Source organism: Paenibacillus sp. NPDC056722 (assembly GCF_042790635.1).
Classification (GTDB): domain Bacteria; phylum Bacillota; class Bacilli; order Paenibacillales; family Paenibacillaceae; genus Paenibacillus_AQ; species Paenibacillus_AQ agri.
Genome location: NZ_JBHTYV010000010.1, coordinates 13,222 through 36,488 on the forward strand (window position 1 = coordinate 13,222; position 23,267 = coordinate 36,488).

Annotated in this window: 22 protein-coding genes; 18 read left to right on the top strand and 4 right to left on the bottom strand. The window is 50.1% G+C overall.

Features of this window, described 5'->3' with window-relative positions; all coding sequences use genetic code 11:
- Nucleotides 1–62 precede the first annotated feature (62 nt).
- From ACFRAM_RS21110 to ACFRAM_RS21170, 13 genes are all read left to right on the top strand, one after another.
- Nucleotides 63–1,625 (top strand): ABC transporter ATP-binding protein, encoded by a 1,563-nt coding sequence (locus ACFRAM_RS21110; RefSeq protein ID WP_379467788.1) that lies wholly within the window; start codon nucleotides 63–65, stop codon nucleotides 1,623–1,625.
- A complete protein-coding gene (locus ACFRAM_RS21115) occupies nucleotides 1,618–2,664 on the top strand; it encodes an ABC transporter permease (protein WP_066376011.1) in 1,047 nt (348 codons plus the stop codon). The genes ACFRAM_RS21110 and ACFRAM_RS21115 overlap by 8 nt, the downstream gene beginning before the upstream one ends.
- Nucleotides 2,661–3,599: an ABC transporter permease gene (locus ACFRAM_RS21120; RefSeq protein ID WP_175369887.1), complete on the top strand. Its 939-nt coding sequence runs from the start codon at nucleotides 2,661–2,663 to the stop codon at nucleotides 3,597–3,599. Before ACFRAM_RS21115 ends, ACFRAM_RS21120 begins: the two co-directional genes overlap by 4 nt.
- A gap of 63 nt (nucleotides 3,600–3,662) precedes the next feature.
- On the top strand, nucleotides 3,663–4,619 hold the full coding sequence (locus ACFRAM_RS21125) for a nucleoside hydrolase (protein WP_379467791.1): 957 nt from the start codon (nucleotides 3,663–3,665) through the stop codon (nucleotides 4,617–4,619).
- 3 nt (nucleotides 4,620–4,622) lie between these two features.
- Nucleotides 4,623–6,026 (top strand): ADP-ribosylglycohydrolase family protein, encoded by a 1,404-nt coding sequence (locus ACFRAM_RS21130; RefSeq protein WP_379467793.1) that lies wholly within the window; start codon nucleotides 4,623–4,625, stop codon nucleotides 6,024–6,026.
- Between the two features lie 752 nt (nucleotides 6,027–6,778).
- Nucleotides 6,779–7,891 carry an amidohydrolase/deacetylase family metallohydrolase gene (locus ACFRAM_RS21135; RefSeq protein ID WP_379467795.1) on the top strand — a complete coding sequence of 371 codons (1,113 nt, stop codon included), beginning with the start codon at nucleotides 6,779–6,781 and terminating at the stop codon, nucleotides 7,889–7,891.
- A complete protein-coding gene (locus tag ACFRAM_RS21140; RefSeq protein ID WP_379467797.1) occupies nucleotides 7,857–8,960 on the top strand; it encodes a DgaE family pyridoxal phosphate-dependent ammonia lyase in 1,104 nt (367 codons plus the stop codon). The genes ACFRAM_RS21135 and ACFRAM_RS21140 overlap by 35 nt, the downstream gene beginning before the upstream one ends.
- A gap of 1 nt (nucleotide 8,961) precedes the next feature.
- Nucleotides 8,962–9,717, top strand: a complete 756-nt coding sequence (dagF, locus tag ACFRAM_RS21145; RefSeq protein WP_175369882.1) for a 2-dehydro-3-deoxy-phosphogluconate aldolase — start codon at nucleotides 8,962–8,964, stop codon at nucleotides 9,715–9,717.
- A complete protein-coding gene (locus ACFRAM_RS21150; RefSeq protein ID WP_379467802.1) occupies nucleotides 9,710–10,726 on the top strand; it encodes a sugar kinase in 1,017 nt (338 codons plus the stop codon). Before dagF ends, ACFRAM_RS21150 begins: the two co-directional genes overlap by 8 nt.
- A gap of 11 nt (nucleotides 10,727–10,737) precedes the next feature.
- Entirely contained in the window at nucleotides 10,738–11,451 is a 714-nt protein-coding gene (locus tag ACFRAM_RS21155) for a GntR family transcriptional regulator (protein WP_379467804.1), read from the top strand.
- A 303-nt stretch (nucleotides 11,452–11,754) separates the two neighbouring features.
- Nucleotides 11,755–12,516, top strand: a complete 762-nt coding sequence (locus tag ACFRAM_RS21160; protein WP_379467807.1) for a methionine ABC transporter ATP-binding protein — start codon at nucleotides 11,755–11,757, stop codon at nucleotides 12,514–12,516.
- Nucleotides 12,509–13,171 carry a methionine ABC transporter permease gene (locus ACFRAM_RS21165; RefSeq protein ID WP_175369897.1) on the top strand — a complete coding sequence of 221 codons (663 nt, stop codon included), beginning with the start codon at nucleotides 12,509–12,511 and terminating at the stop codon, nucleotides 13,169–13,171. Before ACFRAM_RS21160 ends, ACFRAM_RS21165 begins: the two co-directional genes overlap by 8 nt.
- Nucleotides 13,172–13,216: 45 nt before the next feature.
- The gene (locus tag ACFRAM_RS21170; protein ID WP_379467809.1) at nucleotides 13,217–14,050 is read left to right on the top strand and encodes a MetQ/NlpA family ABC transporter substrate-binding protein; all 834 of its coding nucleotides are present in this window, start codon (nucleotides 13,217–13,219) and stop codon (nucleotides 14,048–14,050) included.
- 118 nt (nucleotides 14,051–14,168) lie between these two features.
- Here the strand turns inward: ACFRAM_RS21170 and ACFRAM_RS21175 are convergent, their stop codons facing one another.
- The 4 genes from ACFRAM_RS21175 to ACFRAM_RS21190 all read right to left on the bottom strand — a co-directional run bounded on the left by ACFRAM_RS21175 (nucleotide 14,169) and on the right by ACFRAM_RS21190 (nucleotide 19,210).
- Nucleotides 14,169–16,703, bottom strand: coding sequence for an FtsX-like permease family protein (locus tag ACFRAM_RS21175; protein WP_379467811.1), 2,535 nt, complete (start codon nucleotides 16,701–16,703; stop codon nucleotides 14,169–14,171).
- Nucleotides 16,700–17,398, bottom strand: a complete 699-nt coding sequence (locus ACFRAM_RS21180) for an ABC transporter ATP-binding protein (RefSeq protein WP_379467813.1) — start codon at nucleotides 17,396–17,398, stop codon at nucleotides 16,700–16,702. Before ACFRAM_RS21180 ends, ACFRAM_RS21175 begins: the two co-directional genes overlap by 4 nt.
- A gap of 97 nt (nucleotides 17,399–17,495) precedes the next feature.
- Nucleotides 17,496–18,524 (bottom strand): sensor histidine kinase, encoded by a 1,029-nt coding sequence (locus tag ACFRAM_RS21185; protein WP_379467815.1) that lies wholly within the window; start codon nucleotides 18,522–18,524, stop codon nucleotides 17,496–17,498.
- Nucleotides 18,521–19,210, bottom strand: a complete 690-nt coding sequence (locus ACFRAM_RS21190) for a response regulator transcription factor (protein WP_379467817.1) — start codon at nucleotides 19,208–19,210, stop codon at nucleotides 18,521–18,523. The genes ACFRAM_RS21185 and ACFRAM_RS21190 overlap by 4 nt, the downstream gene beginning before the upstream one ends.
- Before the next feature lie 288 nt (nucleotides 19,211–19,498).
- Between ACFRAM_RS21190 and ACFRAM_RS21195 the strand changes: the two genes are divergently transcribed.
- The 5 genes from ACFRAM_RS21195 (at nucleotide 19,499) to liaF (ending at nucleotide 23,261) form a co-directional block, all read left to right on the top strand.
- Nucleotides 19,499–19,801 (top strand): hypothetical protein, encoded by a 303-nt coding sequence (locus tag ACFRAM_RS21195; RefSeq protein WP_066376085.1) that lies wholly within the window; start codon nucleotides 19,499–19,501, stop codon nucleotides 19,799–19,801.
- A 47-nt stretch (nucleotides 19,802–19,848) separates the two neighbouring features.
- The gene (locus ACFRAM_RS21200) at nucleotides 19,849–20,526 is read left to right on the top strand and encodes a PspA/IM30 family protein (RefSeq protein WP_175369872.1); all 678 of its coding nucleotides are present in this window, start codon (nucleotides 19,849–19,851) and stop codon (nucleotides 20,524–20,526) included.
- Between the two features lie 4 nt (nucleotides 20,527–20,530).
- Nucleotides 20,531–21,031, top strand: a complete 501-nt coding sequence (locus ACFRAM_RS21205) for a PspC domain-containing protein (RefSeq protein ID WP_175369896.1) — start codon at nucleotides 20,531–20,533, stop codon at nucleotides 21,029–21,031.
- Nucleotides 21,032–21,033: 2 nt separating this feature from the next.
- Nucleotides 21,034–21,735 carry a PspA/IM30 family protein gene (locus ACFRAM_RS21210; RefSeq protein WP_066376094.1) on the top strand — a complete coding sequence of 234 codons (702 nt, stop codon included), beginning with the start codon at nucleotides 21,034–21,036 and terminating at the stop codon, nucleotides 21,733–21,735.
- An 878-nt stretch (nucleotides 21,736–22,613) separates the two neighbouring features.
- The gene (liaF, locus tag ACFRAM_RS21215) at nucleotides 22,614–23,261 is read left to right on the top strand and encodes a cell wall-active antibiotics response protein LiaF (protein WP_066376095.1); all 648 of its coding nucleotides are present in this window, start codon (nucleotides 22,614–22,616) and stop codon (nucleotides 23,259–23,261) included.
- The last annotated feature ends 6 nt before the right edge of the window (nucleotides 23,262–23,267 follow it).

Sequence of the window (23,267 nt, forward strand, 5' to 3'; positions counted from 1 at the left end):
TTCCAAAATATAAGTTTCGACACTGATTGTCATGACTTCCAAGTTGAAAGGCGTTGAGACCTATGCAAACCGCTCTGCTGGAGATGCGGGGAATTACCAAAGTATATCCAAACGGCGTTGTTGCGAACAAAGATGTTCATTTTTCGCTTCGTGCAGGCGAGATTCATGCGATTGCCGGTGAAAATGGGGCGGGCAAGTCAACACTCATGAAAATCATTTTCGGCATGGAAGAGCCGAGCGAGGGCGAGATTTTTATCAAAGGCGAGAAGGTGCGGCTGCAATCTCCTCAGGATGCTATTGATCGCGGGATCGGCATGGTGCACCAGCATTTTATGCTGGTGCCTTCATTCACCGTGGCCGAGAACATGGTGCTGGGGATGGAGCCGCGCCGGGGTGTTGGCATCAACTACGCCGAAGCTGTACGGATGACCGAGGAGACGGCACGCAAATACAATCTTGCCGTGAATCCCAAGGCGAAGGTGGAAGATCTGACCGTCGGCATGAAGCAGAAGGTCGAAATTCTGAAAGCCTTGCTGCGCGGCGCCAAGATCTTGATCTTGGACGAGCCTACGGCGGTACTGACGCCACAAGAGACAGAGGAGCTGTTCCGCGAGCTGACGCAGCTTAAGGAGCAGGGCCATACGATTGTTTTTATCTCGCATAAGTTGAAAGAGGTCAAAGCCATTTGTGACCGGATTACGATTATGCGCAGCGGACGGAGTGAAGGGGTATTTCAGACGGCTGATGTTACTGAGCAGGAGATCTCACGGCTAATGGTTGGCCGGGATGTGGTGCTGAAATACGATAAAGAAACAGCTCCGGATGGTGGTCCGGTACTGACAGTTGAGCAATTGAACGTCAACGATCAGCAAGGTAAGACATTACTCACAGATATCAACTTCGCGGTACATGGTGGCCAGATTGTCGGGATTGCCGGAGTCGAGGGCAATGGGCAGACACAACTGGTTGAAGCCTTGACCGGCGGACTTACCGGGGTGTCCAGCAGTGGAGCTGTGAAGGTAAAAGGAAAGGACATCCTTAATTCGAGCCTGTTGGATATCCGTCAGCAGGGCGTCGCTTATATCCCTGAAGATCGGATGCGCCAGGGGGCCGCCGGAGAGGCTAGCATTTCCGATAACCTGATCTCTACTCGCTACCGCTCCAAAGAGATGAACCGGGGCCCGTTTCTGAATGGATCAAAGATTGCCGCACTGGCAGCTTCGCTCGTTGAGGAATTCAAGGTGCGCTGTTCTGGTCCTGCTCAGCAGATCGGAATGTTATCGGGAGGCAATATGCAGAAGGTGGTTGTTGCCAGAGAATGTTCAACAGGTCCTGATTTATTGATTGCTGAGCAGCCTACTCGGGGTGTTGACATTGGCGCCGCTCAATTCATTCATAAGAAGCTCTTGGAGCTGCGGCAAGCTGGCAGTGCTGTCCTGCTCGTGTCGGCAGACTTGAACGAAATCCTGGAGATCAGTGATGTTCTCTTGGTCATGTATGAGGGGCAGATTGTCGCTTCCTTCGAGAAGCCTTCTGCAGTAAGTGAAGAGGAGCTTGGATTATATATGCTGGGAATCAAGCGGCAAAATGAGCGGCAGACCGGGGAGGCCACAGAACATGTTTAAATCCAAATATTTCGAGGTCATCCGGACAACCGCAGTCATTGTGATCTCACTGGCGATTGCCTTTCTAATTATTTCGCTCGTCAGCGACCATCCGGTCAAGACCATCGGGATTTTTCTGCTGGAGCCGCTTTCAACTAAAGGACATATCGGCAATGTCGTTGAGATGGCCATCCCGCTCATGTTTACGGGGCTGGCGGTATCGCTGCTGTTCCGTGCGAACATGTTCAACCTGGGTGCGGAAGGTATTTTCTATTTCTCGGGCGTCGTAACTTCTGTGCTGGCGATCCACTTGACCCTGAACAGCTGGCTGCATCCGCTGGTGGCGATTGCCGCCGGATCAATTGTCGGAGCGCTGCTGTCGGCGATTCCGGGGATACTTAAGGCCAAATGGAATGCCAATGAGCTGGTGACCTCCTTGATGTTCAACAATATTTTATTCGGCATCGGATTGTATCTGTTGAACTATCATTTGCGGGATGCCAAGGCCTTCGCCAACGTCTCTTACAAATTCGAGAAAACGGCGCAGCTGAGCAAAATTTTTCAGGGCACACGCATTCATACCGGACTCATTATCGTGGTCGTGCTGATTGTGCTGGCGCATCTGTTTCTTTATAAAACCAAATGGGGCTATGAGCTGCGCATGACGGGAATCAACCGGGAGTTTGCCCGCTACTCCGGCATGAAGACAGCCAAAGTTATTATTATGGTCCACCTGATCGCCGGATTTATCGCAGGCATGGGCGGATCGGTGGAGGTGCTCGGGATGTATAGCCGCTTCCAATGGACGTCTTTGCCGGGTTACGGACTGGATGGGGCGCTGGTGGCGATGCTGGCTAAGAACAATCCGTTGTCTGTCATCGCATCAGCGCTCTTCCTGGCCTATATCCGGATCGGTGCGGATCTGATGTCCCGCCTGTCAGATGTCCCGTCAGAGATGATCTCGATCATCCAAGCGGTAATTATTCTATTGATCTCGGCGGAGCAGTTCCTGAAGTTCTGGAAGAACCGGATGCTGCTGAAGGAGGCCAAGGAAGCATGAACAGCCTGCTTAATGTTATTTTGACAACAGACTTTGCGTTCTCGGTTCTCCGGGTGACCACCCCGATTCTGTTCGCGGCCCTGGGGGCCCTGATCTCCAATCGTGCGGGCATCATTAACATCGGGATGGAGGGCATCATGCTTGTCTCGGCCCTGGCCGGTGTTATTGTCAGCTCCTATAGCGGGAGCGCTTGGGTAGGACTACTGGGTGCGGTACTGGCAGGAACGCTGATTGCGGGAATTCTGGCTTTTTTCACCCTCCAATTCAAAACCCATATTATTCTCGGCGGGGTAGCGATCAACATGTTCGCCTCGGGCGGTACGGTGTTTCTACTGTATCTGCTTAGCGGAGACAAGGGTTCATCTACTTCGCTGCCAAGCAAGGTGCTGCCAAGTATCGATATCCCTGTTCTAAAAAATATTCCTGTGCTGGGCCCGATCCTGTCGGGACATCACATTCTGACTTACTTATCCATCGTAGCGGTCTTCGTCGTCTACTATCTGCTCAACCGTACGCCGCTGGGGTTGCGTATCCGTTCGGTCGGAGAGAATCCGCATGCGGCGCAGTCGGTCGGTGTCAGTGTCGTGAAAATCCAGTATATGGCGCTGCTGCTCAGCGGATTTTTTGCCGGACTGGGCGGGGCCTACATGTCGATGGGCTATCTTTCGCTCTTCACACGGGACATGGTGGCTGGACGCGGCTGGATTGCCATTGCGGCAGAGTCGATGGGGCGAAGCACAACGGTAGGCACGGCGCTGACGTCATTGTTGTTCGGGGCAGCGGATGCACTTTCGAATGCCTTGCAAGTTCTTAAAATTCCAGCCGAGCTGATTGCTACACTGCCTTATGTAGCGACAGTCATCGGACTGGTCATCTATGCGGTCTCCGAGACGCGGAAGAAGAACCGCAAAGTGAAAAGTCCGGTCGTTAAGTAGAAATAGTGGAGAGAACCTAAACAGACGGACATACAGATCTACAAAATGAGGAGCGAGACAACTATGGCTACACCTATTATTATCGATTGTGATCCGGGTCATGATGATGCGATTGCGATTCTGCTAGCCTATGCACACCGGGATCAGCTGGATATCCGGGGAATTACGACGGTGGGCGGCAATCAGATTCTGGATAAAATCACGGATAACACGCTGAAGCTGCTCAGCTTTATCAACGCCGACATCCCGGTGGCCAAAGGTGCTGCTGCACCGCTGCTTGGCAAGCTTGTAACCGGAGAAGCAGCGCATGGTGAGTCAGGCATGGATGGTCCGTTGCTGCCACCTAGCAAATTCCTTCCGGTAGAGCAAGGTGCGGTGGAATTCATGCTGAATATCATCCGTTCTTCCGAAGAGAAAATTACACTGGTGCCTACCGCACCCTTAACGAATATCGCCCTGCTGCTTACGGCTTACCCTGAAGTGAAGGAGAAGATCGAGAAGATCTCCCTCATGGGCGGGGGCTTGGCCTACGGCAATGTTACCGCAACTGCGGAGTTCAATATTTATGTAGACCCGGAAGCGGCACGCATCGTGTTCGAATCCGGTATTCCGATTACGATGAGTGGCCTGGACGTGACGGATAAGGCGGCTATCTTTGAAGAAGAGATCGAGGCACTGAAACAGCGGGGTCCGGTCTCGGTTATGGTAGGTGAACTGCTCGACTTCTATTCCATCTTCGGTAAAAAAATGGGCTTTGTGGGCAGCGCCCTGCATGATCCTTGTGCCATCGCCTGGCTGCTGCATCCTGAGCTATTCACCTCTGAGAAGCTCTATGTAACCGTGGAGACAGAGGGCAAATTGACCCGGGGGATGACTGTTGCGGACAGACGCAAGAAGCCTGACCGTCCAGCCAACACGGAGGTACTGCTGGGTGTGGACCGCGAGGCATTCATGAAGCTGCTGTTCGACTCACTTGAGCGCCTGGATCAAGAGCTTCTGCGTTCTGCGGAAGGGAACTAGCTTATGGCAGGTTGGGAGACACTGCGCGAGACCGTGCGGCTGGAGATGATCCAACGCGGGGAAGAAGGCTGCCGCACGGATGGTTTTGCTGGTAAGCTGGAAGCAGCCGGAGACGATGAAGCGAAGCTGATGCAGGTCTACGAGGAACTGATGCAACTGGAAGTAGCTGAGGATTTCCCTTATCGGGAGCCTTCTGGGCTGGAGGACATTCGCGCGCTTCGTCCAGAGGGTCCGCGTAAGCTGGACACCGGGTGGAGCGAGTCGGAATGGCGCGATAAATTCTACGGCGCCTGGCTCGGGCGCAGCGTCGGCTGCGCACTTGGCAAGCCGCTGGAATACTGGGATTATCTCTATGGCAAGGACGGTCGTCCCGGCTGGGAGAATGTCGAGCTGTGGTTCCGCGGGGCCGATGCCTGGCCAATTAAGGGCTACACGCCGGGACATTCGCGGGCTGCCGCAGAGTATGGACTTGGCTTAAGCGAATGGACTTTTGCGAGCACAGCAGAGACCATCCGGTATATGGAAAGCGATGATGACATCCGCTATACGGTGCTTGGCCTCCTGCTGCTGGAGCATAAGGGGCTGGATTGGGATTCATGGGATGTCGGCAAGCTGTGGCATCGCCACTTGACGTATAGCCAGGTCTGCACGGCGGAGACGCAGGCCTATATGAACTTCATGCAGGAGACGAGTCACCTGCATGGCGGGAAGCCGGCGGATTGGAGCCGGCGGCAGGAGCGGGTACGGATGCATCTGAATCCGTACCGCGAATGGATCGGCGCCGCGATTCGCGCCGATGGGCTGGCCTACGGCGCAGCGGGCCACCCTGAGCTGGCGGCGGAGCTGGGCTGGCGGGATGCCTCCTTCTCCCATGAGAAGAACGGCATCTACGGTGAGATGTTCAACGCGGCGATGATTGCCGCCGCGTTCGCTGAAAGCGATAACGAGCGGATCATTGAGATCGGCTTGAGTGAAATTCCGCACACCAGCCGCCTCGCCAGCGATGTGCGGCGCGGTGTAGAAATTGCCCGTTCTGCGACGAGCGAACGGGAGTTGGTCAGCACCATCTGGGATACCTTCAGCCATTATGATGCGGTGCACACGAACAACAATGCGGCTCTGGTGGCGGCGTCGCTGGTGTATGGCGGGGACGACTTCGAGAAGGCTGTCGTGACTTCCGTGTACGGCGGCATGGACACCGACTGCAACGGTGCGACGGTCGGCTCCATTATGGGCGCGAAGCTAGGGGCGAGTCAGTTGCCGCAGAGCTGGACAGGACCGCTGAACGATACGCTGTACGCGGATCTGCCCGGCTTCCATCCGATTGCGATCTCGGAATGTGCCGAGCGGAGTTATCAGGTGTTCCTGAAGCTGCGCGAGGAATTTGAGGCGTCTGCTAAGGCATAAATCGTTGAGGACTTGGAGACTATCTGGCTTCGAGGAGTAATTCTAAAGACTGCTGTTCAATTGCAGTCTCTAGAATTACTCTTTTTTTCATAGGGAATGGTGGAATAGATAGAGCCCATTAAAAAACAAACATAGCTAAGAAAAATAGCCAAGAAAAGAGAGAGCTTATAAGAAGGATCGAAGTGTAATTAACGGCATTTTCGTACCTTAAATCCTCTGCAGCTAAGGGTTAGCAGAGATTAAGTGCAATATTGTACCTTAAATCTTCCAGAATACCCCGTCCAGCGTGTTTTTTCGAAAAATAAGATACAATAATGCTCTTATTTCCCTCATTCTCCTATTTTAAAGAAAAATAAGGTACAAAAAGGCTGTTAGTTGGGGAGATGGCTCCTCTTTTTCACTGTTTAGACGATGGCAGGTGAAGGGGAATATACTGCTTCTAATGATATCGCTGGGTTTGAACAGCCATGGTTAGAGGTCTTGCTGAAGACGGTCTATGTTCCGGTGCCAGCTTTCCTATGGAAGGCTGAAGGCTGCTTTCATACGTTCTTTCCACTTACACAGTTCCAAACTTCCTCGTCCGTTCATCTTCGCTTTTTGTTAATTTCTTTTGTTCGGTTTATATAGGTGTTTTATGTAAAATACTTGCCAGGTACCTGTAACTTGAATATGATAGGAGTAAGAAAACTGTTGATCCGCAGGTTCATACTGTCATTAAACATTATAACGTTATAATGAATGAGGTGGGAGAGTTGGAAGAAAGGCTCGTGCTTCGTAATTTAAAAAGCATCAATGGGCAGGCCCTGGATATCATCATAGAAAATGGCCGAATTGCAGACATTACGGAGTCTGGGGCAGGTCGTGGACAGCAAGTGTGGGATGGGGCTGGAGCTTATGTGAGCAGCGGGTGGATTGATATGCATGTGCATGCCTTTCCCGAATTTCATCCCTATGGTGACGAGATTGATGCAATAGGTGTGCGACAGGGCGTCACCACGATTATCGATGCGGGGAGCTGCGGAAGCGACCGGATCGCCGAGCTTGCTGGCAGCGCGAAGAATGCCAAGACCCGTCTGTTTGCTTTTCTGAACATTTCCCGGATCGGGTTGCAGCGGGTGGATGAATTGTCCCGGCTGGAATGGATCGACAAGATTAGCGTTCAGGAAGCCGTGCAGAAGAACCGCTCATTCATCGTCGGATTAAAGGCAAGAATCAGCCAAAGCGTGGTGGGAGAGCAGGGCATTGAACCACTGCGCAGAGCCAGAGAATTGTCTGACGAAACAGGGTTACGGCTCATGGTGCATATCGGCTCCGGTCCCCCGGAGATCGAGGAGGTGGTGCCGCTGCTTGATCGCGGAGATATCATTACTCATTATCTGAATGGCAAGAGCAATAATCTGTTCGACGAAGAAGGTCAACCCCTGAAGGTGCTGCAAGAGGCGATTGCGCGGGGTGTTCATCTGGATGTGGGCCATGGGACGGCAAGCTTTTCCTTCAAAATCGCTGAAGCGGCGAAGCGTCACGGCATTCCGCCGGATACCATTAGCACCGATATTTATCGCGGCAACCGGCTGAACGGTCCGGTCTACAGCTTGGCGAACGTGTTGTCCAAGTTTTTGTATCTGGGCTATTCACTAGAGGATACGCTTGCGGCAGTCACTACACGGGCAGCGGATTGGCTTGGCAAGCCGGAGCTGGGCCGGATAAGGATCGGAGAACCTGCCAACCTTACATTGTTCACCGTAGAGAACGGCCCAGCCGTACTGGTGGATTCCGAAGGAGAACAAAGAAATACAGACCAACTCATCCAGGTTAAAGGAGCTGTTGCACATGGAGAATTCATTGAATGCGAAGTACGGGCTTAAGCGTGTTATTAATGCCAGCGGACGAATGAGCATACTGGGAGTATCGGCACCCACCAATACCGTTATGGAGGCTATGAAAAAAGGCGGGCAGAGCTATGTGGAAGTTGCCGATCTGGTCGATAAGGGGGGCGATTATATTGCACGTATTCTCGGCTCCGAAGCCGCAGTGATCGTGAACTCTGCTTCCAGCGGAATCGCGCTGTCGGTAGCCGCCTTGGTAACGCAAGGCAACCGCCGTATCAGCGAGCGTCTGCATCAGGATAAGATTCTGCGAAATGAGATCATTATTCTGAAAGGCCATAATGTGCAATACGGTGCGCCTGTGGAAACGATGGTGTACCTGGGCGGAGGCAAACTGGTCGAGGTTGGCTATGCCAACGAAGGCCGAGGCGAGCATATTGAGGATGCTATCAGCGATACCACCGCAGCGATTCTCTATGTGAAATCACATCATGCGGTCCAGAAAAATATGATCTCTGTCGAAGAAGCCTGGGAGATTGCCCAGCGGCGGGGTGTTCCTCTGATTGTTGATGCGGCAGCCGAGGAAGATATCCACAAGTACGTGAAATGTTCTGACCTAGCCATCTATAGCGGCTCTAAAGCGATTGAAGGTCCCACTTCCGGCATCGTTGCCGGGCGGCGTACTTATGTCGAATGGCTGAAGGTACAGCTGCACGGCATAGGACGGAGCATGAAGGTGGGCAAGGAGACAGCCTTTGGATTGCTACAGGCGCTGGACGAATACATCGTTAAAGAAGACCGCAGCGAACAGGAAAAAGCACTACTCCAAACCCTGCTCACGCTGAACGAAGTGCCTGGTGTGAAGGTGACAATTGTGCAGGACGAGGCGGGACGCGCAATCTATCGGGGGCGTGTGCACCTGGATCAGACGCAGACTGGAATTAGTGCTGTAACAGCTGTCCAGAAGCTGAGAGAGGGCGATATCGCCATATATACTCGGGACTATGGTGCAAGACAGGGCTATTTCGACATTGATCCGCGTCCGCTGCTGGACGATGACATACAGGTTATCCAATCGGAGATTTATAAATTGGCAGGAGGAAAATAACATGTCCAACATTGCAAAGCGTTTTTATAACAACCGGGTGGCATTAAATGTACTAGCTAAGGATATTGAGAACGCCAAAGATATTTATGAAGCGGCGGAAGGATATGTTCTGGTAGGCGTCCTCTCCAAAAGCTATAAAACAGCAGAGGAAGCTGTAACGGCGATGCGCGAATATGGTAAGGAGATTGATGATGCCGTGTCGATTGGACTTGGTGCCGGAGATAACCGTCAGGCGGCCGTAGTTGCCGAGATTGCCAAGCATTACGGGGGCAGTCATATCAATCAGGTATTCCCCGCCGTGGGAGCTACCCGGGCCAATCTTGGGGGAACAGACAGCTGGATTAACAGTCTGGTGTCGCCTACCGGCCGTCCAGGTTATGTGAATATTTCGACAGGTCCGCTGAGTGCAGCGGGAGAGGAACACGCCATTGTACCGGTTAAGGCAGCGATTGCACTGATCCGGGATATGGGCGGAAATGCGATCAAGTATTTTCCGATGCAAGGCCTGGAGCTTGAAGAGGAATATCGTGCTGTAGCCAAGGCCTGCGCCGAGGAAAACTTTGCGCTGGAGCCAACAGGCGGCATTGATATGGAGAATTTTGAAGCTATTTTGCGGATCGCTCTGGAAGCTGGAGTGCAGCAGGTTATCCCCCATGTGTATTCTTCGATTATCGACAAGGCATCTGGCAAGACGAATATAGAAGACGTGCGGACTTTGCTGCAAATGATGAAAAAGCTGGCTAACGCCTATGCCTAAAAAAATTGCCGCCTTCGGCGAGGTCATGATGCGCCTGCAGGTGCCGGGCCATGATCTGCTGTCCCAGAGCAATATGCTTCGCTACTCCTTTTCCGGGACTGGTGTGAATATGCTGTCAGCGCTGGCCAACTTCGGGCATACGGGCTGCCTGATCTCGCGCTTGCCCCACAACCCGGTGGGGGACGCTGCGGCCGCCGAATTGCGTGGACTGGGAATCTCTACGGAGTTCCTCCAGCGCGGAGGAGATTATATGGGGATGTATTTTCTCGAAAATGGATTTGGAGTACGCCCCGGCCGGGTAACCTATACCAACCGTTTGGAGAGCAGCTTTAATACAGCACCTGAAGGCACATACGATTACGGTGGGATAGCCCAGTCCATCGCTGCCATTCATTTCTGCGGCATTACGCTGGCTATGAACGATGCTGTCCGAAGCCATATGAAAGCACTGGCCTTGGCGGTGAAAGCGCAGGGAGGTCTGGTGATTTTCGATTCCAACTACCGCGCTTCGCTCTGGGGAGCAGAAGGTCATACCCGGGCTAAGCCATACTATGAGGACATGCTGAAGCTGGCGGACATCGTTATGATGACTGAAAAAGACGCCTTGTGGACGCTAGGGATGAGCACGGACAAAGAGGGACGTAAGGCGCAGCTTGAAGAACTCATTCCGGCTGTAGCCGACGAATATGGCATTAAGGTCATTGCCGGAACCCACCGGGAAATCCACGGCGACAATTCACATTCATTGCTCGGCTACATATACAAGGATCAAAGTTTGGTGTTCGCTGATCCCCTAAGGTTCTCTGTATATGATAGAATCGGTGCAGGAGATGCCTACGCGAGTGGAATTATCCATGGGGAATTAGAGGGCTGGCCCGCAGAGCAAACCGTCCGGTTCGCGGCGGTGGCGGGTATGCTCGCCCATACGATCTCCGGCGATACGCCGAAGGCTTCGGAAGGAGATATTCTCCGTGCGATGACGGAAGCCGTAGGCGATGTGGAAAGGTAGTGGAATTTGTCATGAGTTTGTCGAGGCAAGACAGACCGTTGTACCTGCAAATCAAGCATATTTTAAAAGAACGGATTCTTTACGGCGTATATCCGCTAGGGTCCATCATTCCTTCCGAGCCGAAGCTGGAAAAGGAATTTGCCGTCAGTAAGATTACCGTTCGGGGGGCCGTTCAAGAGCTGGTTCAGGAAGGTTTTCTGGAAAAAGGCAGCGGGAGAGGCACCAAGGTCATCCGCAACAAGGAGACCTCCCGGTTGTCCAAGTGGAAGCATTTCACGGAAATTCTCGTGGAGGCAGGGCATACCATCCGCAAGGAGTGGTTGCGTGCAGAAGTGCATCCATGTGCGGAGGGCACTGAGCCATATCGGCTGTTCGGCGGGCGTTGTCTGAAGCTGGAGCGTATTTTTTTCCTTAACGATGCTCCCTACATTTATTATACGCATTATCTGAGCATGACCGTGGAGGACTTAGAGCTATCCAGCTTTAGCGGACGATCTCTCTATGAATGGCTTGAGGAGCAGGGCATTTCACCTGACAGGCTGCGGGATGAATTCTCTGTTGCCCTCGCCCCGCCAGAGGTGGAGCAGAATCTGCGTCTGCCCAGTAATAGCCATGTGCTGAAGAGAACGCGGTATTCCTTTAACGAGCAGGGAACAGCTATGGAATGGAGCATCGGTTATTACAATACAGAATTGCAGAGCTATGTAGCTGACTATGATGTATAGATCTACAAGCTGTGCAGATGTGTAATTGTGCAGACGTTGTTTAAGTATGTGGTATATCAGTAAGCAGTTCGGGTTATAATCAGTAAAATCCTTTTCGCGATTCATTCTCGCGGCGGGGATTTTTTTGTATTCGTGGTGCTTTTCCAAAAGAGGATATATCATTTTTAGAAAATTAATGACACAGACGATAAAATACCTTATTATTTAAGGAGATTTTGAATAAAACAGTTTTTGAATATTTATAGTACAATATTTACCTGATCACTTGCTGCTGCCGTAAGGCATGGGAAGGAGGGGATTTGTATGCTGTCACTGAGCCGTATAAGCAAGAGCTTTGAAGTCAAGGATGGCGTGTATCAGGCGGTAGATTCGGTGACGCTTGAGGTTGAAAAGGGTTCTATACACGGAATTATCGGGGCAAGCGGGGCGGGAAAGTCCACTTTGCTGCGATTGATTAACCTGCTGGAACGGCCGGATGAAGGCAGTGTTAGCCTTAATGGCCGGGAGATGACTGTGCTGCCGGAGAAGCTGCTGCGACAGGAACGACAGAAGATCGGGATGATTTTTCAACAGTTCAATCTTGTAGCGAATGTGTCGGTCAGCCGGAATGTTTCCATCCCTCTGGAACTGGCTGGTGTCCCGAAGACTGAGCGAACGGAGCGGGTGGAGGAATGCTTGCGCTTTGTTGGACTGGCAGATAAAGCCGGGCAGTATCCTGCCCAGCTCAGTGGTGGACAGCGGCAGCGGGTAGCCATTGCCCGTGCGCTGGCGAATCATCCGGGGCTGTTGCTGTGCGATGAGCCAACGTCATCGCTTGATCCGGCAACGACTGCGGAGATTCTTGGAGTGCTGAAGCATATCAACGAGAAGCTTGGGGTCACGATTGTCATCGTCACGCATGAGATGGATGTCGTCAAAAGACTGTGCAGCCATGTCTCCGTGATGGAGGATGGACGAATAGTAGATACCTTCTCCCGGGCGGACGGAGAGTTCCTTCCTGCGGCAAGCAGCTCCGGTTCCTACCGGGAGCAGATTCTTGGCAAAGCGAGGGAAGATCATGCTTGAGAATGCCTTCAAATACCAGGAACAAATGTGGCAGTCTATCGGGGAGACCTTCGTCATGGTCGGCATTTCCGTGGGAGCCGCGGTGCTGCTGGGTCTCCCGCTGGGAACGCTGCTCTATTTTTGCCGGAAGGGTCAGCTGTATGAGAATAAGAAGTTGTCTCTGGTGCTGAACACGCTGGTGAACATCGTGCGCTCCTTCCCATTCTTGCTGCTCGTTGTTGCAATGATTCCTGTGACTCGTCTGATTGTGGGAACGGCTATTGGAACGATTGCGGCCACAGTCCCGTTGTCCATTGTCGCCATTGCCTATTACTCCCGTTTGGTGGAGCAGGCATTGCTGGAGATTCCGCGCGGAACTACGGAGGCGGCGTTATCGATGGGTGCTTCGAGGCTGGGACTGATTTTTAAATTTCTGTATGTCGAGGCCCGTTCAGGGCTGGTGCTGGGATTAACCACCTCAACCATCAGCTTCATCTCGTTCTCCACAGTGATGGGTGTGGTTGGAGGCGGCGGGGTTGGTGACTTTGCGATCCGCTACGGTTACCAGCGTTATGAAACCGAAGTGATGGCCTACGCGATCGTGGTCATGATTGTACTGGTACAGATCGTCCAGTTCAGCGGAAGCACTATAGCGCGGCTGCTGGACAAGAAATAAAGCTTGTATCTATATACAAATATTAAACTGGGGGTAATCAAACTAATGAAGAAGTCTATAATTGCGCTGTTTGCAGTAATGGTATTGATCGTGGCAGGTTGTGGTAACAAAAATACATCCGTGAATGATGCAGCACCGGCACCGACAAGCGCCGAGCCTGTAAAAATTAAAGTGGCCTCGCTTATTCCACCGATGACGGATATTCTGGATATCGTTAAACCGCTGTTGAAAGAAGAAGGCGTGGACATGGAAGTTGTGGTGCTGTCGGATAACGTACAACCGAACGAAGCCCTGGCGAACAAGGAAGTGGATGCGAACTTCTTCCAGCACGTTCCTTACATGAAGCAGTTCAATGACAGCAAGGGTGCACATCTGGTAGCTGTTCAACCGGTGTATAACGCAATCTATGGCGGTTATTCCAAACGGTACAAGAACATCGCTGATCTGCCTGAAGGTGCTACACTCGTCATGGCGAATGACCCGTCCAACATCGGCCGCTCCCTGGTGATGTTCGAAGCTGCCGGACTGATCAAGCTGAAAGAAGGCGTAGGCATTCAAGCTACACAGGCTGATATTACCGAGAATCCGAAGAACTTCAAGTTCAAGGAAGTAGATCTTCTGATGCTGTCCCGTATGCTGGATGATGCCGATCTGGTAGCGATGACTCCGGCCTATGCCAAACCATTGGGATTAACGCCGACAAAGGATGCGCTGATTACAGAGAGCGAGGATTCCGAGTTCGCGATTACCCTGGTAGCGCGTGAGGACAACAAGGACTCCGAAGCCATCCAGAAGCTGGCCAAGGCGATCAGCGGCCCTGAAGTGAAGAAATTCCTTGAGGACAACTACGCGGATATCGCGCTGCCTGCTTTTAAATAAGATCTGTATATTAAAAAGATGATGTGAAAAAGATGATATGAAAAAGGGCCAGCCCGGTGTATTCCAGGTTGGCCCTTTTGTGTGGAACAGAACTATAGGACGCTGTTGTCCCGACCTCTTACTCAGCTTCGCGCAGCCGCTCCACAATAGTAGCTTGGGATAATGTCTTATATGCTCTCAGGGTTACTGTGTAAGCGATGATTAGCAGCACCGGCACGGTGAGTATAAAGGGCAGCCAGCTCATTCTAAATACAGTAAAGGCCATAGCATTGGTAATGCTTTTAGCAACGGTATGGGTCAGCAGTACACCTAATGTTGAGGTTATAAGTACAGTGAACAGCACGTTGTACAGTCCTTCATAAATGAGAACGCGCTTAAGCTGCTTTTTAGTCATGCCGATGCTCTCCAGAACGGCAAACTCGTTTCTACGCGAGAGGACACCTGTAAGCACGGTATTAATATAATTCAGGACGCCGATCAGAGCGATGACGAAGCTGAGACCATATCCTATCGTTTTGAAAATAGTGATGAATCCGCCAAGCTCGGCTTTGTAATCCTCTCTTGATTTTAAGCTCAGCTCATCAGCAGGCTGGACGATCGTTTTGGCTGCTTGCTTCACGCTGTCGAGTTTGGCTGGATCGACATGAAGTGTGGCGGAAACGATCATAGCCGGGTCGCTGTCCGCAAGGGGTTCCTCCTGCAACTCCGAAGACGGTAGAAAGGCGTTGAAGCCATACGCAGAATAATGTTTTGTTGTGGCTGCATAAATACCTTCCTGCTTTAATAAGGTCATCACTTCGTAGCTTTTGCCGAGAGCCGGGAAGGATAGGATATCTCCTGGATGGTAATAGGTATTCACTTCGGAATCATCCTGAAGCGAGGCGGTTGAAATTAGTATATATTTTCCGGAATCGAACTTCATCTGGTCAAATTCGCCTGCGATAATATCGTTATCTACCAGCGTATACCAACCCGGGTCTATTCCGTACAAATCAACAGGTATCTTCCCGGTCTTCATCGTCCAAGCGATAGGGGAATCAGGGACAGCACCAACAGCCAGCGGCTCTAGCACAGCACGGGAGATATCATCAAAAGGAATACGCTGATACCTGTAATAAACTTTATCCACGGATTCAACGCCGTCAATGCTACCAAGCTGATCAGAGAATTCTTCCGTAAGTCTATAGGGATCACCATTACGTCCACCTGTGATGCTGGTCAATACTTCATTCTGAACAAGCAAATCACCGGATATAAAGGTTGCCAGATATTTGTTCACATCCAGCGAAGAGATTACCGTGAAAATCGTGCTAAACAAGACGATGCTGAGAAAGAGTGAAGAGAGCATCAACCCTAATTTCTTTTTACTTCTGAACAAATTAGAGAAAGCCATATGATGCAGCTTCGCTCCATGTTTGGACTTCTTGGTCCTAGTCTTTCTACCACTGTTGATTCCGGCAAATTTCACAGCTTCTACTGGAGAAATACGCGAGGCCATTCGGCCTGGCTTGCTTGACGCAATCCGTACCGTTAGATAGGAGAAGACGGCTGCTCCTACAAATATCCAAGGACTTGAAGAATATACGGTACCGACAGAGCTGCTTGAAAAGCTATTGCCCATGGGTGTGATCAGGCGGCCTAATAGGTAGCCAAGTCCAAGCCCGAACGGTAGGGAGACCAGATAGAGCCAATGGGCCTGAGTGTGAATTATTTTTCTGAGTTGCCGGGGTGTGGTGCCTATGGTCTTCAGGAGTCCGTAAAATTTCACATCACGCACTACGGAAATATAAAAGATATTGTAAATCAGCAAATAACCACTGAGCATGGTGATCAGAATAACTATGATATAAGGAATGGTATTCAAGAGATTGTCAAAAAGAGATACACTGGCATACGCCGGATTCACACCATATTCTACTTTTAATCCAGTGTCAGCTAAGATCCCCTTGATCTTCTCTTCGATATGGAATGAGTTGTCCAGCATGACGCCCAGATCGGATGTGTTAACATAAGAACCAGTTGCTTCATTGTGGTCAGGATCAATTCCGGAAATGTTTTTGTCCGTAAAAGCTTTGGATACGAAAGCCAATCCGGACATCGCCAGATTCTTATCTGTTTCGTAGTATCCTGAGACTGTGAAGCTCTGGCTAATGACCTTCTCATCGGTATCAATGTCTAGCCGCACCACTGCACCCAATTGATGTTTCGCCCCAAGCATGTCCAGCTCCCAGGTGTTCAAGACAATCTCGTTCTCGCCTGACGGCAGTCCACCCTCTATAAAATCGACAAAGGTATGCTTGGCATAGCTGTCGTCAACATGCAGCACCTCAACACGGTTATTTTTGAAAAGAGGGCTGCTAACTTCACCCACCTTAAGAGATACTCCATACTCTTTAATAGAAGGATGTATACGAAGCTGCTCCAGTTCAGCAGGATTTAAATATTTAAAGCCTCCATGAAAATCACCGCCGGTGGTCTGCATCTGTGCGCGTTCAATTGATTCATTGATGCTGAGGGCCATGGTGAACACGGCCGTAATCAAAATCGTCGTCAACACGATGGCACAGATGATAGCCCAATTGCGTGCAGGGTTGGCTTGCAGGCTTTTTCGGGCCAAGCGGGAGATCACTTTGCGGTTATTCGTGACGATCATACGTTGCTCACCTCTGGATTTCCCGTAGAACCGGAGGCGATCATACCATCCTCAATCCGTACAATTCGATCCGCTGTCTGGGCAATTTGCTCGTTATGCGTGATCATCACAATAGTCTGGTTAAATTTCTCACTCATCTGCTTCAACAGAATCAGCACTTCCTGACTGGTCTTGCTATCCAGATTGCCTGTCGGCTCGTCCGCCAGAATGATTGACGGTTTGGTCGCTAATGCTCTGGCAATGGCCACTCGCTGCTGCTGTCCACCTGACAGTTGAGAGGGGAGTTGCTGAAGTTTCGCTTGTAAACCCAACGTACGGACAACCAGATCAAAATAAGGTTCATCTACACGGCCCCCGTCGAGCTCAATCGGCAACACAATATTCTCCCGTACGTTCAGAATAGGCACCAGGTTATAGCTCTGGAATACGAAGCCTACCGATCTGCGCCTGAAAATCGTCAGTTTCTCATCGTTCATGGCAAAAAGATCATGACCGTCCACATAGACTTTGCCCTCTGTAGCCCGATCCAGACCGCCCAGCATATGCAGGAGCGTGCTTTTGCCGCTGCCGCTGGTGCCTACAATGGCGAGGAACTCGCCTTTTTCTACGGTGAGAGATATACCGTCCAGCGCTTTAACTGTATTTTCACCCTTGCCATAATGCTTCTTCAGATGCTCCATTCTTAAAATCGGCATGCTTATTCCTCCCAAGTTAAGTAAAGGTGTTCACTCTCTAGAGAGTAGCAAACAAATCTGACAGGACCGTGACTGGAAACTGTCGGTTCTGACACATTCACCTATGGGGAAGGAAGATGGAGAACGTTGTGCCTTGGCCTGGAGTAGAACTCACCTTGATGTAGCCGCCCTGTGCGGAGATAATTTCCCCCGCTAAAAATAATCCGATCCCTACACCCTCTGCATCCCGGGCATTTTTACCACGGTAGAAGCGCTTAAAAATATGAGGTATATCCACAGGGTTGATGCCACTGCCTGTATCTAAAATCTCGATCACTGTGAACATCTCGTTGCTCTCGGCTGACACATGAATTTTCCCTTCAAGTGCTGTGTACTTTACGGCGTTCTCCAGCAGATTGAACAGCGCTTCGCTTGTCCACTTCGTATCGTGGCGGGCTGCAATCCCGGAATCACAGTTAATGCTGATAGTGATCCTTTTACTTTCTGCATGATTGTACACTTGCGCTACCGCTGCGGTGATGGACGAAAGGATGCCATTAACTTCTGGATGAAGGGCAATCATGCCCGACTCCAGCCGGGACATTTTGATCAGCGATTGAATAAGCCAATCCAGCTTGGCTGACTGTGTTTTGATTTGGCTGGCGAAATGCCGCGGCTCTGCAGCTAGTAGGGGCGTCTCCTCAAGAAGCTGGCTGTAGACCATAATGTTGGAGAGTGGGGTTTTGGTTTGATGAGAAATGTCAGAGAGCAACTCCTTGATGATGTTCTTCTCGGCAGCCATATTCTGTTCGCTTGCTTTAGAGGTCTCTATGTATCGGATTAGTTTATGTTCCAGCGAAGATAACGAAGTCTCTTCATATAGTGTTAGCTGGTCCCGCCCATGAATGGCCCCGTCGACAATATCGTCCACCTTTTGGATATGAGCAGTGAATTGATGCTTCAGGAACCACACCCAGGCAGCACCCAAGAGAATTATTAACACCATGAACAGGAGAGAGACATATAAGAGCTTAAGATTCATCCCATAGAACGAGAGAAGGATGCCTGTATAGACGGATACGATGATAATGAAGAGAACGAAGAAAAGGAGGTAGATCACTTTGCTCTGCAGCACGTATTTCTTCATCCTGGAGTCTGTCCTTTCATCCACATATAGCCCAGACCATAAACAGTTTTAATATAAAAAGGAGAGGAGGGATCATCTTCAATCTTGCTCCGCAGTCGCTTAATCGCTACAGTCAGCGCGTTCTCGTCCACGAAGTCGGCGTCCTCGCTCCAGATTCTATTGATCAGCTGTTCCCTCGTCAAAATGTTCCCGGGGTTAGCGACCAGCACCTTCAGCAGCTTTTGCTCCGTTCTGCTCAGACTCAACGGCTGATTGTGCTTATAATATTGCAGCTTTCCAAAATCGAAGGATAGTGGACCCATTGTTATTTGTTCTTCTTTGCCGGGGGCTGTTCTTCTCAGTACAGCAAGCACTCTGGCACGCAGGATCATTAAGCTGAACGGCTTGGTGATGTAATCGTCTCCTCCGAGCTCAAATCCGGTGACAATATCAGGCTCCAGATCATTGGCGGTTAAAAAGATAATCGGCACTTCGGATACCATGCGAATGCTCTCGCAAAAGTCCAGCCCGCTTCCATCGGGCAGATTAATATCCAGAATAAGCAGATCAATACTGGCGGAAGCCATGATGGCTTCCGCTGTTGCTATATCATAAGCCTGTTTGATGATAAATCCGCTTCGGGAGAGCGTCAGCGCAATTCCCTTGTTCAGACTGAGGTCGTCCTCAACGATCAATAACGTGGTCATTTTTATTCCCCTTTGAGTGCCTGAGATTAATCCAATGGACAAGAAGTAGATGATTAATTATATCTTTCCATAATTTTCTTGTGAAGCTGTAAAATTGGCCTAAACCCGCATTTTTCCGCGTAAATGAGCGCACTTTTAAGCCTGTCCAGCCCTCTAACAGCCTGCAGTCCCATACCTTCCCCGACTAAGGTCCAGTACCAAAAACCGTCCCCGGTCTGTTTTGAAAGAACGCAGATTGCCCTAGAATAAGAGCATAAGGTTAAGGAGAACGAAAGGCGGTGAGAAAAAATGCAAAGAAGACAAGGAAACGGGCTGGCGATTGTACTGATCGTAATTGGTGCCCTCATGCTGATGGGAATTGCGCTTCCTCTGATTCACGGGATATTCAGATTATTGTTCCCGGTATTGCTGGTTGTTCTCGGGTACTACGGAATCAAGAGAGGTCACAAGCTTATTGGTTGGGTAGTATTGTTCGTCGGTGTCATGTCCCTGATCGCGAAGCTTTCCTGGATCATTGGACCGCTTCTGGGAATCGCTTTGGTAGTCTGGGGCATCTCGGTATTGAAGGGAAAGAGATCTGGTACCTACTAATAAATAAATTTACTTAATGAATATAAGCAGGGAGGGAGCAGGAAATCATGAGTGTTTTTCGCCGCATGAGAGATATCACTGTAGCTAACTTAAATGAACGTCTGGAGCAAAGCCAGGATCCCGTGAAGCTGATCGATCAATTTCTACATTCAACACGGGAGGAAATCAGCGAAGCGGAAAGACTTTACCAGCAATATGCCTCGCACACGAAGCAACTGCAGAATCAGGTAAATCAGGCGACTGGCATGAGGGACAAACGTGAGGAACAAGCACTTCTGGCACTCAAAGCCGGTGAGGACCACCTCGCGAAGCTCGCTTTGCAGGAAAAGATTATTCACGAAGAAAAGCTGGAGCAATACAGCGGACTTTTGGAGCAAAGCAAGGAATCCCTGTATGAGCTTGAAGCGCAGCTGAATGAATTGAAACTGGAATATCAGACCGTATATAGCAAACGTCAATATTATTCCGCACGAATGGAGTCACTGCGCTTGCAGCAACGGATGAACCAAAGAGCCAGTGCTTATGGCAATGGCGGTGATGTTCCCAAGATGTTCGGACGTCTGGATGACCGGTTGAATGATTGGGAGCTGGAAGCTAAAAGCCTGCGTGATCTCCGGCGCATGGGTCAGGAATATGCAGTGCAAGCCGGTGAGACGGTAGCCACTGTGCTCGAAAGGGAAATGGCCCGCTTAAAGGAGAAGCTGAACAATGACGGAAAGGAGTAGTACTATGACCCGATTGTATCGTTCAAGAAGAGACAAAGTCGTAACCGGGCTAGCCGGCGGTTTATCGGAAACCATAGGTATTGACTCCACTTTATTCCGAATTCTGCTGCTGATCAGCATTCCGTTCACAGGCGGAACGGTCATTCCGGTATATATCATCGCTGCACTGATCATTCCGAAAGAGCATTACCAGAGTCCATTCGGTCCTGGTGGCCCATTCGGAGGTCCATACGGCGGACCACACTCCGGCAGACCGGAACATGGCCCGCACGGACATGGAGGATATGGTGGTCATGGAGGCCAAGGTGGAAATGGCGGGAACGGCGGATACGGCCACTACGGAAGTCAGTCGAGCTACAACCCTAATTTTGAAAAAAACCAAGCGTATTCTGCTCCAGACTCCGGCCTGGATGCCATGATGAAGGATATTGAGAAGAAAGCCCTGCAAAAAGAAGTGGAAGAGCTTAAACAAAAACTGTCTAAATATGAGAAGGGAGAAGTGTAATCATGGGAGTATTTCAAAGAATTAAGGATATGACTAAGGCGTCGGTAAACGACTTGTTGGATAAGGTAGAGGACCCAATCGTAATGCTCAATCAATACCTGCGCGATATGGAGGCTGAGATTCACGAAGCGGAAGTAACGGTTGCCAAACAAATGGCCAATGAGCGCCGCATGAAACAACGTGTAGAAGAAGCCGCTAAAATGTCCGCACAACGCGGAGCCCAAGCTGAACTGGCGCTGAAGAACGGCCAAGAGGAAGTGGCCCGCAAGCTGTTGGAAGAAAAAATCTACTTCGATCAAAAAGAAGCCGAGTACAGCCAGCTTCACGGTCAAGCTGAAGTTCAAGCCAAAGACCTTGTACGTCAGTTGCATGACATGAAGGATGAGTTCTACAAGCTGCGTAACAAACGCAATGAACTGGTATCCCGTGCCCAAATGGCTAAAGCCAAGAAGCAAATGTCGCAAATCAGCAGTGTGCATTCCATCGAGAGCGGCAGCGCATCCCTTGGATTCCACCGCATGGAAGAGAAGATCATGCAGCTCGAAGCGGAAGCAGATGTCCTGCGTGCACCATACAGTCCTTCTACAGCCTACAGTCCGGTTGACGCTGAGAAGCAACTGAAGGTTGAAGAGCAACTCGCCGCACTTAAAAACAAGCTGAATGGCCCATCCTCGGCGCCTTCCATCAGCAAAAAAGAAGATTAAAGCCTGTTCCCCAAATATAGGCTGATATGATATGCTGAACTAGGAAAAGCCATACGGTATGGAGTCCCCATACCGGTATGGCTTTTGTAGCGGTTATCCGCTTACAGAAATTTGGTTACTGGCAGAAGGCTTTGCAGGCTTTAATTCCCGATGCAATTAGAATTATTTTGCAGCTAGGCGGGCGGATCAGGGGATGCGGGAAGTACAGCGGATGTTGGTCTAGCTACTTTAGAGGGAGAACACTACTATTAGCAATAATGAGCTGTGCTTCGCAAATCCAATTATTATTTATCGGTTAACGTGAATTCAAGATTAGATATAAGATTTAGATAATGAATCGTACGATTTTTGGCATGGTATTTGTAATTAAGAGCATTTTTGTACCTTATATTCCTCATTGTCGGGGGAAATGAGCAAATAAGAGCATTTTTGTACCTTATTTTCTGGAAAATCCGCTGTAACCGGTAAATCAGAAAAATTAACGTACAAAATTGCCCTTAATCGATGCTGATCCTCAGTTACAGCCAATTTAAGGTACAAAAATGCCTTTATTTACACTTTGAAGGTACTCTGGAGGATCTTTTTATTCAATTAGTTTTGCTTCGCAAAACTTAAGTCTATGCTTACGAAGCTATATAAGTTGAACTAAAGAAAGAAACGAAAAGGGGAGAAGGAGTGGAGGGGAAGATTGGAACTGTAGGAGCGCTAGCGATCGCCTTTGTCTCCGGATTTCAACCGCTACAAGCGGTTAAATAGAAGAAATCTGGAGACAACAGCGACCGGAAGTCCAAGCTTCACCGGAACGACGCCGATCCTTATGTTAATATCTTAAGTTCAATATATAGTTTTGCTTCGCAAAACTTTTAGGAGGTGCAAAAATGGATAAGCGGAGCCGTTTGATTGCCATAGGTCTCATCGGCGTTGGCTGTATAATGATATTTGGCAGATGGATTGGCTTTTTCTCCATTGTGGCCCTCCTGTTCCTGCTGCTGGGTATTTACCGCACGACGACAGGCAAAGTGAAGCAAGGCTATACCTTGCTTGGCATCGGCGCGGTCATGCTGCTACTGGATCATCTGGTATTGGTGCTCGGCATATGCCTGATCTCGCTGGTCATCTTTTTTAGAAAATCCAAGAAGCTCCAGCACCAGACAAGGTTTATGCAGAAGCAAAACTTTTCCTCCAGATTTGAATGGGATCGTGTGCCTTGGGTGATGCAGAGTCTTAGTGCCTGGCATGTGCTGGGAGAGGCGGATCTGGATCTTTCTCTTGCTATGGCGGATGACCGGGAGACGATCATGCTCTTTCACGGGATTTTCGGCGATATTGACCTTCATCTGTCAGAAGGCTATGGGGTGGAGATTGAGGCCTTTGTCCTGTTCGGATCGATAGACCTTGGCCTTCAGCGGGATACGGGCATGCTCAACCGGCTGAACTGGAAATCACCCAATTATGAGACCAGCGAACATAAAGTGAAATTTAACGTATCCTATTTAATAGGGGATTTGGATATCAGATTGTCTTGATCATAA

What these genes read in the sequence shown, in the direction of transcription:
- ACFRAM_RS21125 (WP_379467791.1), top strand. Translation starts at nt 3,663, where the DNA reads ATGGCTACACCTATTATTATCGATTGTGATCCGGGTCATGATGATGCG.
- ACFRAM_RS21110 (WP_379467788.1), top strand. Translation starts at nt 63, where the DNA reads ATGCAAACCGCTCTGCTGGAGATGCGGGGAATTACCAAAGTATATCCA.
- ACFRAM_RS21205 (WP_175369896.1), top strand. Translation starts at nt 20,531, where the DNA reads ATGACCCGATTGTATCGTTCAAGAAGAGACAAAGTCGTAACCGGGCTA.
- ACFRAM_RS21210 (WP_066376094.1), top strand. Translation starts at nt 21,034, where the DNA reads ATGGGAGTATTTCAAAGAATTAAGGATATGACTAAGGCGTCGGTAAAC.
- ACFRAM_RS21175 (WP_379467811.1), bottom strand. Translation starts at nt 16,703, where the DNA reads ATGATCGTCACGAATAACCGCAAAGTGATCTCCCGCTTGGCCCGAAAA.
- ACFRAM_RS21115 (WP_066376011.1), top strand. Translation starts at nt 1,618, where the DNA reads ATGTTTAAATCCAAATATTTCGAGGTCATCCGGACAACCGCAGTCATT.
- ACFRAM_RS21120 (WP_175369887.1), top strand. Translation starts at nt 2,661, where the DNA reads ATGAACAGCCTGCTTAATGTTATTTTGACAACAGACTTTGCGTTCTCG.
- ACFRAM_RS21165 (WP_175369897.1), top strand. Translation starts at nt 12,509, where the DNA reads ATGCTTGAGAATGCCTTCAAATACCAGGAACAAATGTGGCAGTCTATC.
- liaF (WP_066376095.1), top strand. Translation starts at nt 22,614, where the DNA reads ATGGATAAGCGGAGCCGTTTGATTGCCATAGGTCTCATCGGCGTTGGC.
- ACFRAM_RS21190 (WP_379467817.1), bottom strand. Translation starts at nt 19,210, where the DNA reads ATGACCACGTTATTGATCGTTGAGGACGACCTCAGTCTGAACAAGGGA.
- ACFRAM_RS21130 (WP_379467793.1), top strand. Translation starts at nt 4,623, where the DNA reads ATGGCAGGTTGGGAGACACTGCGCGAGACCGTGCGGCTGGAGATGATC.
- ACFRAM_RS21185 (WP_379467815.1), bottom strand. Translation starts at nt 18,524, where the DNA reads ATGAAGAAATACGTGCTGCAGAGCAAAGTGATCTACCTCCTTTTCTTC.
- ACFRAM_RS21140 (WP_379467797.1), top strand. Translation starts at nt 7,857, where the DNA reads ATGGAGAATTCATTGAATGCGAAGTACGGGCTTAAGCGTGTTATTAAT.
- ACFRAM_RS21170 (WP_379467809.1), top strand. Translation starts at nt 13,217, where the DNA reads ATGAAGAAGTCTATAATTGCGCTGTTTGCAGTAATGGTATTGATCGTG.
- ACFRAM_RS21155 (WP_379467804.1), top strand. Translation starts at nt 10,738, where the DNA reads ATGAGTTTGTCGAGGCAAGACAGACCGTTGTACCTGCAAATCAAGCAT.
- ACFRAM_RS21160 (WP_379467807.1), top strand. Translation starts at nt 11,755, where the DNA reads ATGCTGTCACTGAGCCGTATAAGCAAGAGCTTTGAAGTCAAGGATGGC.
- dagF (WP_175369882.1), top strand. Translation starts at nt 8,962, where the DNA reads ATGTCCAACATTGCAAAGCGTTTTTATAACAACCGGGTGGCATTAAAT.
- ACFRAM_RS21180 (WP_379467813.1), bottom strand. Translation starts at nt 17,398, where the DNA reads ATGCCGATTTTAAGAATGGAGCATCTGAAGAAGCATTATGGCAAGGGT.
- ACFRAM_RS21150 (WP_379467802.1), top strand. Translation starts at nt 9,710, where the DNA reads ATGCCTAAAAAAATTGCCGCCTTCGGCGAGGTCATGATGCGCCTGCAG.
- ACFRAM_RS21200 (WP_175369872.1), top strand. Translation starts at nt 19,849, where the DNA reads ATGAGTGTTTTTCGCCGCATGAGAGATATCACTGTAGCTAACTTAAAT.
- ACFRAM_RS21195 (WP_066376085.1), top strand. Translation starts at nt 19,499, where the DNA reads ATGCAAAGAAGACAAGGAAACGGGCTGGCGATTGTACTGATCGTAATT.